The sequence below is a fragment of the Comamonas terrigena NBRC 13299 genome (assembly GCF_006740045.1).
GTDB classification, from domain to species: domain Bacteria; phylum Pseudomonadota; class Gammaproteobacteria; order Burkholderiales; family Burkholderiaceae_C; genus Comamonas; species Comamonas terrigena.
This window is the reverse complement of sequence record NZ_AP019749.1, coordinates 4,261,322-4,274,491: the sequence shown is the minus strand read 5'-3', so window position 1 is coordinate 4,274,491 and position 13,170 is coordinate 4,261,322. Positions and strand designations below refer to the sequence as shown.

General features: G+C 67.9%; 8 protein-coding genes. 1 reads left to right on the top strand and 7 read right to left on the bottom strand.

The genetic code is table 11. The features are described 5' to 3' along the window. Positions 1-172 precede the first annotated feature (172 nt). From rbbA to purU, 7 genes are all read right to left on the bottom strand, one after another. The gene (rbbA, locus tag CT3_RS19300) at positions 173-2,935 is read right to left on the bottom strand and encodes a ribosome-associated ATPase/putative transporter RbbA (RefSeq protein ID WP_428042595.1); all 2,763 of its coding nucleotides are present in this window, start codon (positions 2,933-2,935) and stop codon (positions 173-175) included. Between the two features lie 12 nt (positions 2,936-2,947). Beyond that, positions 2,948-4,027: an HlyD family secretion protein gene (locus CT3_RS19295; RefSeq protein ID WP_066541235.1), complete on the bottom strand. Its 1,080-nt coding sequence runs from the start codon at positions 4,025-4,027 to the stop codon at positions 2,948-2,950. A gap of 15 nt (positions 4,028-4,042) precedes the next feature. Beyond that, a complete protein-coding gene (locus CT3_RS19290) occupies positions 4,043-5,488 on the bottom strand; it encodes an efflux transporter outer membrane subunit (protein WP_066541233.1) in 1,446 nt (481 codons plus the stop codon). Positions 5,489-5,674: 186 nt separating this feature from the next. Then, positions 5,675-6,295 (bottom strand): TetR/AcrR family transcriptional regulator, encoded by a 621-nt coding sequence (locus CT3_RS19285; protein WP_098066292.1) that lies wholly within the window; start codon positions 6,293-6,295, stop codon positions 5,675-5,677. A 262-nt stretch (positions 6,296-6,557) separates the two neighbouring features. Further along, positions 6,558-8,060, bottom strand: a complete 1,503-nt coding sequence (locus CT3_RS19280; protein WP_066541230.1) for an FAD-linked oxidase C-terminal domain-containing protein — start codon at positions 8,058-8,060, stop codon at positions 6,558-6,560. A gap of 180 nt (positions 8,061-8,240) precedes the next feature. Then, a complete protein-coding gene (locus CT3_RS19275) occupies positions 8,241-9,179 on the bottom strand; it encodes a LysR substrate-binding domain-containing protein (protein WP_083520620.1) in 939 nt (312 codons plus the stop codon). A gap of 10 nt (positions 9,180-9,189) precedes the next feature. Next, the gene (gene purU / locus CT3_RS19270) at positions 9,190-10,038 is read right to left on the bottom strand and encodes a formyltetrahydrofolate deformylase (protein WP_066541228.1); all 849 of its coding nucleotides are present in this window, start codon (positions 10,036-10,038) and stop codon (positions 9,190-9,192) included. A 97-nt stretch (positions 10,039-10,135) separates the two neighbouring features. Between purU and CT3_RS19265 the strand changes: the two genes are divergently transcribed. Beyond that, positions 10,136-12,829 (top strand): sensor domain-containing protein, encoded by a 2,694-nt coding sequence (locus CT3_RS19265; RefSeq protein WP_098065957.1) that lies wholly within the window; start codon positions 10,136-10,138, stop codon positions 12,827-12,829. Positions 12,830-13,170 lie beyond the last annotated feature (341 nt).

Genomic DNA, 13,170 nt, shown 5'->3' with positions numbered 1-13,170 from the left:
GGCGGCGGGCCCGCAGGCGGGATGCCTGGGATGGTGGCCCTGGTCGCATGCCCGGCACCCTTGTACCAACGGCAGCGCGCCGGCGCCGCTCCGCCGCGAGGTGGCCGTCGCCCCGCCATCGCGCAGCGAGCGCGTGGGGAGAAGGCGGGCAGCGACGCAGGGCGGTGTTCCATCATTTTTCCTGCTTGGGCAGTGCCCAGATGGCAATGCCCATGATCACGGGGATGGCCAGCAGCAGCGGCACATAGGCGCTGCCCAGGTCGTGCAGGCCCAGGGCCTTGCTGAACACGCCCCGGCTGATGGCGAACATGTGGGTGGCGGGGTAGATCTCGCCAATCCAGCGGCCCGCGCCTTCCAGCGAGCTGACCGGGTCGGTCAGGCCCGAAAACTGTGTGGCCGGAATCAGGGTGCCCAGCATGGCGAAGAACAGGGCGGCGATCTGGCTGCGCGTGACGGCCGAGGCCAGCAGCCCCATGCCGGTGGCGATGATGGCAAACAGCACGGCGGCCAGCGTCAGCGCCACAAAGCTGCCGGTCATGGGCACGCCAAAGGCGAACACGGCCATGGCGCACATCAGCAGGTAGTTCAGCAGCGCCAGGGCCACATAGGGCAGCTGTTTGCCCAGCAGGAATTCCGTGCGGGTCACGGGCGTCACGTACAGGTTGACGATGGAGCCCAGCTCTTTTTCACGCACCACGGCCAGGGCCGTGAGCATGGCGGGGAACATCAGCAGCAGCATGGGAATCACGGCCGGCACCATGGCCGGCAGGCTCTTCACGTCCGGGTTGTAGCGAAAGCGCGTTTCGATGGAAACCTGGCTGCCTATGCTGACCCCCGTGCGCTCGCGCACCTGCTGGACCAGCCAGTGCTGGTGCATGCCCTGCACATAGCCTTTGACGGTCTCGCCACGCTGGGGCATGGCGCCGTCGAACCAGGCGCCCACGGCCACCGGGCTGCCGCGCAGCACGTCGCGGCCAAAGCCCGGCGGGATCTCGATGGCCAGCGCGATCGCCCCGCTGCGCATGCGCTGGTCCAGGTCCTCGTAGGAGGTCAGCGGAGGCTGTTCGATGAAGTAGCGCGAACCCGACAGGCTTTGCGTGTAGCTCTGGCTCAGCGTGCTCTGGTCGCGGTCCAGCACGGCGAATTTCAGGTCCTCCACATCCATGCTGATGCCAAAGCCGATCACCACCATCAGCACCAGCGACCCGACCAGGGCCAGCGTGGCGCGCACCGGGTCGCGCTGCAGCTCCAGCGATTCGCGCCACAGATAGCTCCACAGGCGCTGCAGGCTGAAGCGGGCAGGGGCCTTGCCGGCATCCGGCGCCGTGGCGGCAGGGGCGGCCGTCGAGGGGGCGGCGTCCTTGGGGGCATCGAGCTGCGGCGCCGCCTCGCCCGAGGCTTCGACCAGATAGCCGATGAAGGCCTCTTCCAGGGTGGCTGCGCCGCGCTTGGCGGTGAGCGCGGCGGGCGTGTCGCTGTCCAGCACCTTGCCGGCGTGCATCATCGACATGCGGTCGCAGCGTGCGGCCTCGTTCATGAAGTGGGTGGAGATGAAGATGGTCACGCGGTCGCGGCGCGACAGCTCCACCAGCAGGCGCCAGAACTGGTCGCGCGCCACCGGGTCCACGCCCGAGGTGGGCTCGTCCAGGATCAGCAGTTCGGGCCGGTGCACCATGGCCACGGCCAGCGACAGGCGCTGGCGCAGGCCCAGGGGCAGCTTGTCGGGCAGGTCCTGGCGCTCTCCGGTCAGGCCGAAACGCTCCAGCATCTCCTGCACGCGTGCCGGCACATCGGCTTCGGGTACGTGGAACAGCCGGGCGTGCAGCACCAGGTTCTGTTCCACCGTCAGCTCGCCGTAGAGCGAAAACGCCTGCGACATGTAGCCCACGCGCTTGCGCGTGGCGATGTCGTTGGGATTCACGGCCTTGCCGAACAGCCAGGCCTGGCCTTCGCTGGCCGGCATCAGGCCGGTCAGCATCTTCATGGTGGTGGACTTGCCGCAGCCGTTGGAGCCGAGAAAACCAAAGATCTCGCCCCGGCGGATGCGGAAGTTCACATGGTCCACGGCGACAAAATCGCCGAAGCGCATGGTCAGGTCCTGGGCCTCGATGGCGATGTCTTCCGCGCCGCCGGTGCCGGCGGGCAGCGGGGGAATCACCACTTCGGCGTGGCCGCGCTTCTTGGCTTCGGGCAGCAGGGCAATGAATGCCGCCTCCAGCGACTGCGTGGCGGTGCGTGCCAGCAGCTCGGCCGGTGTGCCGGTGTCCAGCACCAGGCCGTCGTCCATGGCCACCAGCCAGTCAAAGCGCTGGGCCTCGTCCATATAGGCCGTGGCCACCAGCACGCTCATCTGCGGGCGGGTGGTGCGGATGCGCTGGATCAGATCCCAGAACTGGGCGCGGGCCAGCGGGTCGACGCCGGTGGTGGGCTCGTCCAGGATCAGCAGGTCCGGATCGTGGATCAGTGCACAGCACAGCCCCAGCTTCTGCTTCATGCCGCCCGAGAGCTTGCCGGCCGGACGCTGCAGGAATTTCTTCAGGCCGGTGCTCTGCGTCAGATCGTCGATGCGGGCGCGGCGCTCGGCCGCATCGTGGCCGAACAGGCGACCGAAGAACTGCAGGTTCTCTTCCACCGACAGCGTGGGGTACAGGTTCTTGCCCAGGCCCTGGGGCATGTAGGCGATGCGGGGGCAGACGCGGTCGCGGTGCGCCTTGCTGCGCATGTCGCCGCCCAGCGCCCAGACTTCGCCCTGCTGCACCGCGCGGGCGCCGGACAGCAACGACAGCAGACTGGACTTGCCCACGCCGTCCGGGCCGATCAGGCCCACCATGCCGCCCGCGGGAATGTCCAGCGTGATGCCGCGCAGCGCCTCGGTGGCGCCATAGCGCAGGTGCACATCCTGCAGCCGGGCCGCAGGCGGGGCGGAGAGGGAGATGGCCATGCGCGCTTACTCCGGCAGCTTCACCTGCAGGTGGGCGGGCCACTGGGCGCCGGGTTCAGCCAGCACCCAGGCCTGGCCGGGCAGGCCGGTCTTGACCTGCTTGAGGTGTTTCTGCAGCAGCTCGGGGTCGATCTGGGCCCTGACGCGGAACATCAGTTTCTGGCGCTCGCTGGCGGTTTCCACGGTCTTGGGGGTGAACTGGGCCGTGCTGGCCACAAAGCTCACGGTGGCAGGAATTACCCATTGCGGCGCGGCGTCCAGCACGATGCGCACCTCCGAGCCCAGCGCCACGCGGCCGGCCACGGTTTCGGGCAGGAAAAAGCCCATGTAGACGTCCGACAGGTCCACCAGGTTCAGCACCTTGCCGCCGGCACCCAGCACCTCGCCGGGCTGGGCCAGACGGAACTGCACGCGTGCATCGCGCGGTGCGGTGAGCTGGCTGTCGTCCAGTTCGGCATCGACGCGCTGCACGGTGGCGGCCGCGGCCTTGACGGCAGAGTCCGAGCCGGTGACGTCGGCACGGGCCGCCTCGATGGCGGCCTTGGCGGCGGCGGCCTGGGCCTGGGTGGCCTTGAGTGCGGCTTCGGCGCCGCGCACGCGGGCACGGTCATCGTCCAGCTCCTGCACGGCGCTGGCGCCTTCCGTGGCCAGGGTTTCGGACCGGGCCAGGCGGCGGCGGGCCGCGTCCAGCTCGGCTTCACGCTGGCTCACCATGGCCAGTGCAGCGGCGTGGTCGCTTTCGCGCAGCGCCACCTGGGCCTTGGCGGCGGCCACGGTGTGCACGGCACGGTCCTTGCCGGCCACGGCTTCGGCGCGCTGGGCCTGCAGGGTGTGGATCTGCATGCGTGCCAGCAGTTCGCCGGCCTTCACGAACGCACCTTCGGTGACCAGGATCTCTTCGACCCGGCCGCCGAGCTTGGTGGCCACGTCGATCTCGGTGGCCTCGATGCGGCCGTTACCGCTGGCCAGGCCGGCATCGGCATGGCTGGCCTGCCATTGCTTCCAGGCGTAGCCGCCGGCCAGCACCAGTGCGGCGGCCACGGCCACCAGGGTCAGGGATTTCTGGGTACGGGGGGACAGGGACATGGCGGTGGACTTTGGTTAGGGGTTCACGGGGGCCGGTGCGCCACCCAGGGCCGTGTACAGGCTGACCTGGGCGGTCTGCAGCGCGTAATGGGCCTGCACCGCCTGCTGGGCGGCGGTGAGCAGGTCGCGCTGGGCATCCAGCACATCCAGATAGGGCGAGGCGCCGTTGTCGTAGCGCAGCTGGGCCAGGCGGGCGCGTTCCTGCAGCACCTGCAGGTTGTCGCGCTGCACCTGGGTCTGGCGGGCCAGGTGGTGGCGGGCGGACAGTGCATCGGAGACTTCGCGGAAAGCGGTCTGCACGCTGCGCTCGTAGCTGGCCACGGCACTGTGCTGGCGCACGGCCGCCAGGTCCAGGTTGGCGCTGCGGCGGCCGCCATCGAAGATCGGCAGCGAGATGCTGGGGGCAAAGGTCCAGGCCTGGCTGCCGGAGCCGAACAGCCCGTCGAGCTGGGCGCTGGCCGTACCAAAGCTGCCGGTCAGTGCAATGCGCGGAAAGAACGCGGCGCGTGCGGCGGCCACCTGGGCGTGGGCTGCTTGCAGCTGGTACTCGGCCGCGACGATGTCCGGCCGGGCCTGCAGCAGGGCCGAGGGCAGGCCCACCGGCACGGCGCGGAACACGGAGGCCCCTGCAGGCAAGGCCGGCAGTTCGGCCAGCTGGGCCGTGGGCTGGCCCGTCAGCTGCGCGAGGCTGTGGGCGATCTGGGCACGTTCCTGTTCCAGCGAGACGGCCAGCGACAGCGCCTGGTTGTGCAGGCTTTGCACCTGGGTCAGCGCGTACTTGGAGATGCTGCCCACTTCATAGCGGCGGGTGAAGATGCGCAGCGTTTCTGCCCGGCTCTCGACGGTGCTGCGCGCCAGGCGCAGGCGTTCGTCCAGCTCGCGCAGCGCCAGGTAGCTGCGCGCCACCTGGCCCAGCAGGCTGAGCTGGGTGGCCCGGGCGCCTGCGGCAGTGGCCAGGTACTGCTGCAGGGCGGCTTCGTCCAGGCTGCGCACGCGGCCCCACAGGTCCAGCTCCCAACTGTTGAGGCCCACGAACACCTCGTGGTCGCTGCCGGTGACCGGGCGGCCGCTGACATTCAGGTCACCCGGCACGCGGGCGCGGGCGTGGCTGCTGCCCACCGCCAGCGTGGGAAAACGGTCGGCCCGCTGGATGCCATGGGCGGCACGGGCCTCTTCCACGCGCAGCAAGGCCAGACGCAGATCGTGGTTGTGGGCCAGGCTCTGTTCCAGCAGCTGGGCCAGCGTGGGATCCTGCACCATGGCGCGCCAGTCCGGCAGGACGGCATCTGCAGCGGCGGTGCTGCCGACAGGACTGTCTGTGGGCCACTGGCCGGGCAGGGCCGTGTCGGGCTGGGCCAGTGGCCGGGCACCCGGGGCACAGCCACTGAGCAAGGCGGTGCACAGCACGGCAGCGACCCAGGTGGGGCGACCCAAGAGGGGCGTAAATACAGGTGGTTGCATGGCAAGGCACTCGGTATGGCCAGTTCAAGACCGGCACATGGGCCACGGGACCATGGCCCTTGTTACTTGACAGTGTCATTGCCAAGCCTCGGGCCTGCCTTGAGTTAAGTCAAGCGCGCTACCGACTGGTCGGTTTTTAGCGACACATCGATCGCGTGCTGCATGGAGGGTTCGTGTGCAGTGCGGTCAGGGACGCAGCAGGCGCAGCAGCAGGGCCTGGTGCTGGGGGCGCAGCGCGTCCAGCTGGGAGGGCGTCAGCGGCTGGCCGCTGGCCAAAATCATGAACACGCTGTGCAGCAACGGTACCAGCAGCAGGCTGCAGTCCAGCGGTGCCGGGTGGGCGGGCAGCAGGCCCTGGTCGATGGCGCGCTGCATCAGGCGTGTGTGGGTCTGGGCATGCAGCTGCAGCATGCGCTGGTGCCAGTCCCGCATGGCAGGTGGCAGGCGCGGGCTTTCGGCCAGCAGCAGGCGCAGCACGGGCAGGGTGGTGGGCTCGGCCAGGCGTTGCAGCGTGTGGTCCACGAAGGCATTCACCAGCTGCTCCAGGGTCTGCACATGATCGGGCCACCAGTCCTGCTGTTCCACCAGGGGGCGTTCCAGCAGCCGTTCCAGCAGGGTCTGCAGCAGGGCCTCCTTGCTGGGGAAATGGGCGTACAGCCCGCCCTTGGACAGCTGGGCCGCCTGGGCGATGTCCTCCATGCGGGCCGCGGTGTAGCCCTGGCGCGAGAACTCGGCAAGGGCGGCGTCCAGGATCTGCTGAATGCGGACAGCGGTCGGCAGGCGTTGGCGGCGTGGTGCGGTGGGCATGGTGCGTGCGCAGGTGGAATCGCCGCAGCCGGTGATCACACCGGTGGCGGCAGGCGGTTGAGCGCCATCTTGCACCAGGCCCGAAAGAGTTTGCCTGCGCTGGCGCAACCTATGCCAGGTGTGCCTGGCGGTGATGCCTTCGGCGCAGGGGCGCGGGCCACGCTTTGTACCCGGATGTCAGGCCGGGCGGGCGGCTGGCTGCTGCGCCAAGGCCCCCGCTGCGGCCATGAGGCCATGGGCGCCCCAAGGCGGCTGGCAGCCGTCAGAATCGGGGCAGATCGGGGTGGCTGATCTGCCCGCCACGCACCAGCATCTTGCCGTATTCGGCGCAGCGGTTGTGGGTGGGAATCACCTTGCCGGGATTCAGCAGACCGGCCGGATCGAACGCGGCTTTCAGCGCAAACATCTGCAGGTTCTCCTCGGTGGTGAACTGGGTGCACATGCTGTTGAGCTTTTCCAGGCCCACGCCATGCTCGCCCGTCACCGTGCCGCCCATGGCCACGCTGGTTTCCAGAATGTCGGCACCAAACAGCTCGCAGCGGTGCAGCTCGTCCGGATCGTTCGCATCGAACAGAATCAGCGGGTGCAGATTGCCGTCGCCGGCGTGGAACACGTTGGCGCAACGCAGCTGGTACTTCTTCTCCATCTCCTGGATCGACAGCAGGATGTCGGCCAGGCGCTTGCGCGGAATGGTGGAGTCCATGCACATGTAGTCGGGGCTGATGCGGCCCGATGCCGGGAAGGCGTTCTTGCGGCCGCTCCAGAAGCGCATGCGCTCCTCTTCGCTGTTGCTCACGGTGATGGCGGTGGCGCCGGCATTGCGCAGCACGGCGCTCATGCGGCCGATTTCCTCTTCCACCTCTTCGGGCGTGCCGTCGGATTCGCACAGCAGAATGGCTTCGGCCGTCAGGTCGTAGCCGGCCTTGACGAAGTCTTCCACGGCGGCCGTCATGGGCTTGTCCATCATCTCCAGACCGGCCGGGATGATGCCCGCCGCAATCACGGCGGCCACGGCGTCGCCGGCTTTGCGCACATCGTCGAAGCTGGCCATGATGCAGCGCGCCAGCTGTGGCTTGGGCACCAGCTTGACGGTCACTTCCGTCACCACGGCCAGCATGCCTTCGCTGCCGATCATGGCGGCCAGCAGGTCGTAGCCGGGGGCGTCCAGCGCGTCGGAGCCGAACTCGACCGGCTCGCCTTCGATGGTGAAGCCCTTGACCTTCAGCACGTTGTGCACGGTCAGTCCGTATTTCAGGCAGTGCACGCCGCCGGAGTTCTCGGCCACATTGCCGCCGATGGTGCAGGCGATCTGGCTGCTGGGATCGGGGGCGTAGTACAGGTTGAAGGGCGCGGCCGCCTCGCTGATGGCCAGGTTGCGCACGCCGCACTGCACCAGGGCCGTACGGCTGAAAGCGTCCACCTTCAGAATCTTGTTGAACTTGGCCAGCGACAGGGTCACGCCCATGGCATGAGGCATGGCGCCGCCGGACAGTCCCGTGCCCGCACCGCGTGCCACCACGGGCACCTGCACGGCGTGGCAGGCCTTGAGCACGGCCTGGACCTGGGCATAGGTCTCGGGCAGGCAGACCACCAGCGGACGCTGGCGGTAGGCGGTCAGGCCGTCGCACTCGTAGGGAGTGGTGTCTTCGCTCTGGTAGAGCAGGGCATGCTCGGGCACATGGGCGCGCAGGGCGGCGACCACTTCGGCCTGGCGGGCGGCGCGCTCGGACGCGCTCGGGGTGTGGGTGGGGCTGGCTAAGCTCATAGCCTGCCACTGTAGAGGAAGGCGGCCCGCCCGTGCGTGAGTTTTCTTGCAGCCCCGTGTGAAATGGTGCGGAGCGGCAAGGACGACTGTTTTTGCGGGGGCGTCCGTGCCGGCAGCACGCTAGGGCGGTGCCCCGCGCCTGCCTGGCCGCAGGCCGGCTTCACCGCGTGGCGCAGCTTTTCAGATGGCCTTGCTGACCCATTCGGCAAAGGCCGCACATTCCCAGCGGTCCATGGTGCCGGTGCGCCAGCACAGGTAGTGGGCATGGGGACTGGGCACTTCCAGATCGAAGAGGCGCACCAGCGCGCCGTTGTCCAGCCAGGGGGCGCCCAGCTTGAGCCGTACCGGTGCCACGCCCATGCCGGCCGCCGCAGCGTCGCACAGCAGGCCGATGTCGTTGAACTGAGAGCCTTCGGAGGGTTCGGGCCAGGCCAGGCCAGCGGCGTCCAGCCAGGTGCGCCAGGGCTCCAGCGGGCTGCGGAGCAGGGGCACGTTTTCCAGGTCGGCCGGGGTGTCGAAGGGGCCGTAATCGCGCACGAAGGCGGGCGAGGCCAGCGGGGTCAGCACATCGCGGGCGATTTCCATGTGCTCCACGTCAGCGTAGTGGCCGGGACCGTAGCGCACCATCAGATCGGCGTCTTCGGCCACCACGTCCAGCAGCGGGATGGCCACCTGCAAGGTCAGGTCGATCTCGGGGTAGGCCGCGGTGAACTGGCTCAGCCGGGGAATCAGGATGCAGCGTGCAAACGTGGGCGTGACAGCCAGCTTGAGCCGCCGCCGCCCCGTGGGCATGCTGGCGCCGGGAAAGCGCTGCAGCGCGCCCAGGCCTTCGCGCACCTGGGCCAGGTAGGCGCTGCCATCGGTGGTCAGGGAAAAGTCGGCCCGCCCGAACAGGCGGGTGCCCAGGGTCTGCTCCAGCTGCTTGACGCGGTGGCTGACGGCACTGGGCGTGACGCACAGCTCCTCGGCCGTCTGGGTCACGCTGCGCAGGCGCGCCAGGGCCTCGAAGGTCAGCAGGCACTGGATGGGCGGAATCCGCCGCGCCGCACTGCTGTTGAAGAAGGCCTGCGGCGGCGTGGTCACCGGCAGCTGCGGCGGTTTCGAGGCGGGCGAGACCATGGGCCGGGTGTCAGCGGAAAACGACGGTCTTGGTGCCGTTGAGGATCACGCGGTGTTCGCTGTGCCACTTCACGGCACGGGCCAGCACCTGGCTTTCGGTGTCGCGGCCGCGGGCGGTCAGGTCTTCCACGGTGTCGGTGTGGTCGGCACGGGCCACGTCCTGCTCGATGATGGGGCCTTCATCCAGGTGCGCCGTCACGTAGTGAGCGGTGGCTCCGATCAGCTTCACGCCCCGGTCATGGGCCTGGTAGTAGGGCTTGGCTCCCTTGAAGCTGGGCAGGAAGCTGTGGTGGATGTTGATAGCACGGCCAGACAACTTTTGACACAAATTATCCGACAGGACTTGCATGTATCGTGCCAGCACCACCAGTTCTGCGCCTTCCGCCTCGATAATTTCCATCTGGCGTGCTTCGGCCTGGGCTTTGGTGGCCGCGGTCACGGGGATGTAGTGGAAGGGAATGTTGTAACTGGCTGCAAGTTGGTAGAACTCGCGGTGGTTGCTGATGATGGCGCGGATGTCCACGGGCAGCAGGCCGGACTTCCAGCGGAACAGCAGGTCGTTCAGGCAGTGGCCTTCCTTGCTGACCATGATCACGGTTTTCATGGCTTCAGAGCGGGCGTGCAGGCTCCATTGCATCTGGAAGGGCTCGGCCATTTCGGCGGTGGCGGCCTTCAGCGTCTGCATGTCCTGGCTGTCGCATGCGAATTGCACGCGCATGAAAAACAGCCCGGTGGCGTTGTCGTTGTACTGGGCAGCCTCTTCGATGTTGGCGCCCTGTTCCAGCAGAAAGCCGGAGACAGCATGCACCAGGCCGCGGCGGTCAGGGCACGAGAGAGTAAGAATATAGGCTTGGGTCATAGCCCTGCAATTGTCGCAGCAAGCTGGGGCAAGCCAGGGATTGAGGTAATACATGCAGCAAGAGGGCTCTGTCCCGCAATTGGCCCCGTGGCGGGCCATGGCTTTTTATGTGGCATTCGGCCTGCTCTGGTTTGGGGCTGCCGAGGTGCTGGCTCCGCATTGGGTGGACGACCCGGTGGCTTTGCCGGGGCTGCTGCGCTGGAAGACCTATATCTTTGTCTTCATCACCGGTTTGCTGGCCGCCTGGCAGGTGCGGCGCATGATGCGCGCCGAAGCCGCTCGCGTGGCCACCATGCAGGAGTTTTTCCACATCGTGCGCCATGCGCCGGTCGGCATTGCCCGCGTGGAGCCTGGAACCGGCCATGTGCAGTGGGCCAACGGCCGGCTGTGCCGCATGCTGGGCCTGACACTGCAGGAGCTGGCACTGCGGGACTTCCGTGCGCTGGCGCCGTCCCGCGATGAAGGTGAAGCGCAGGAACAGATGCGCCGCCTGCTGAACGGCGAGATCGACCACTACCAGAACCAGCGCACGGTGCGCAACGCCGAAAACGGCCGCAGTGCCACGGTGCTGTGCACGGTGGCCGTGGTGCGCAACAACCACGGTACGCCCATGCTGGTGCATGTGCTGCAGGACCTGAGCGAGATCGAGGCCGCCCGCCAGGCCATGGACTACAGCACCCAGCAGTTGCGGCTGGCGCTGGACGGCAGCGGCAGCGGCATGTGGGACTGGGACATGGAACGCCGCCGCTACACCTTCTCCGACGGGGTCGCGGCCATGCTGCGCTACACCGGCAAGGACCTGGCGCATGACGTGCGCTTCAAGGAACTGCTGCACCCGGAGGACCGCGAACAGGTGCACCGTGCCGTGGCCCAGGCGCTGCAGACCGGCGCCCTGTTCGAAGTGACGGCGCGGGTGCGCTGCTTCGATGGCGAATACCGCTGGTTCCAGGCGCGCGGCACACGCCACCTGGATGCCCAGGGCCGGGTGCTGCGGTTCTCCGGCATCTTCACCGACCAGACCGAACACCGCCGGGAGCAGGATCGGCTGCGCCTGGCCGCCACCGTGGTGGACAACACCATGGAAGGCGTGGTGGTGACGGACTCGCAAAGCCTCATCCTGTCGGTGAACCCCGCGTTCACCCGCCTGCTGGGCTATACGGAGCAAGAGCTGCTGGGACGGACGCCGCGCGCGTTCAAGTCCGGGCGCCACGGCCAGGCGTTCTACCAGGGCATGTGGCAGGCGCTCAACCAGACGGGCCACTGGCGGGGCGAGATCTGGAACCGCCGCAAGAACGGCGACATCTTCCCGGAGCGCATGTCGCTGAGCGCCGTATACGATGCCCAGGGCGCCGTCACCCACTATGTCTGCATGTTCACCGACATCTCCGAGGAGAAGGCACAGCAGCAGCGGCTGGAGTTCCTGGCCCACAAGGACCCGCTGACCGGCCTGTCCAACCGCTCCTGGTTCGGCCAGGAACTGGAGCGTGCAGTGCAGCAGGCCCGCCAGGGCAGCGAGCAGATGGCGGTGCTGCTGCTGAACCTGGATCGTTTCAAGGATGTGAATGACAGCTACGGCCATCTGGTGGGGGACGAAGTGCTCAAGCACATTGCCCGCCAGGTGCAGGGCGCACTGCGCCCCGGCGACATGATCGGCCGCATGGCGGGCGATGAAATCATCGTGCTGGCCCGCGAGCTGCATGGCCATGGCGACGCGGAGGAAATTGCCGAGCGCCTGATCCGGGCCGCCGCTCAGCCCTGGCATTCCCCGGACGGCTTTGCGGTGGTGGTCAGCGTCAGCGCCGGCATCTGCATGTTCCCCGAACATGCCGACACCACGGCCTCCCTGCTTCAGGGGGCGCATGCCGCCGTGTACGGCGCCAAGGAAGGGCGGGGCGAAAGCAGTGCCTGGTGCTTCTACGACGAAGGCATGACCGCTTCCGCGCGCGAGCGTATTGCGCTGGAAGCCAAGCTGCGCCTTGCCATGGGCCTGGGGCAGATGCAGCTGTACTACCAGCCGCAGGTGGACATTGCCAGCGGCCGCATCGTGGGCGCCGAAGCCCTGCTGCGCTGGAACGATCCGCAGGAAGGCTTCATCTCCCCGGCGCGCTTCATTCCGGTGGCGGAAAGCTCGGGCCTGATCGGTCCGCTGGGCGAGTGGGTGATCCACGAAGCCTGCCGCCAGGCGCAGGCCTGGCGCATGCAGGGCCTGCCGGAGGTGTCGGTGGCGGTGAACGTGTCGCCGCACCAGTTCCTGCTGACCGATGTGGCCGGCTGCACCGCCCGGGCCCTGCAAAGCTCGGGCTACAGCGCCCAGGCGCTGGAGCTGGAGATCACCGAAAGCGCGCTGGCCGAGCGGCCGGACGAAGCCCTGGCCGTGCTGCGCAAGCTGCGCGAGCTGGGCGTGCGCCTGGCGATCGATGACTTCGGCACCGGTTACTCGTCGCTGGCCCACCTCAAGCGCTTTCCCATCGATGTGCTCAAGATCGACCAGGGTTTCATCCGTGACATCCCGCACAACGGCGACGACATGGCCATCAGCCGGGCCATCATCGCCATGGGCCGCAGCCTGGACCTGCAGGTGCTGGCCGAAGGGGTGGAAACCGTGCAGCAGCTGGACTTTCTGCGCAGCAACGGCTGCGATGCCTTCCAGGGCTATCTGTGCAGCAAACCCTTGCCTGCGGCCGAGTTTGCGGCGCTGCTGGCGGGCAGCGGGGGCACGGCGCGGATGGTCGGCCATGCCGTCCAGCCGGTGGCGCTGACGGCCGATGATCCCGGCACCGACAGCCTGTAAATACCAGAAAAAGAGGCGCGCGTATGTGACGGCCGACATGCGCGCGCATTCCACGGGACATGCCGGGGCACTGGCCCGCGGCAGGTCAAACAGCGGCACAATAGCGTCTTCATTTCAAGCCTTGCCCCCTGCTGCCTTCAGCAGGCCGGATGCAGGGCTTTTTCTCGTTCATTCCCCCTTGTTTGCCCCGCGTGCTCCGCTGTGAGCAGGCTGCGCCGCTGCGTTGCAAAAATGGTACGTGGCGACCGGAAACGGCCCCTGCGCCCTGTATGGATTCGCAGATGTAGGAGCCCAAAACTTGGGGCATGATGGACAGAATTTGACGGTTATTTTGGATTGGC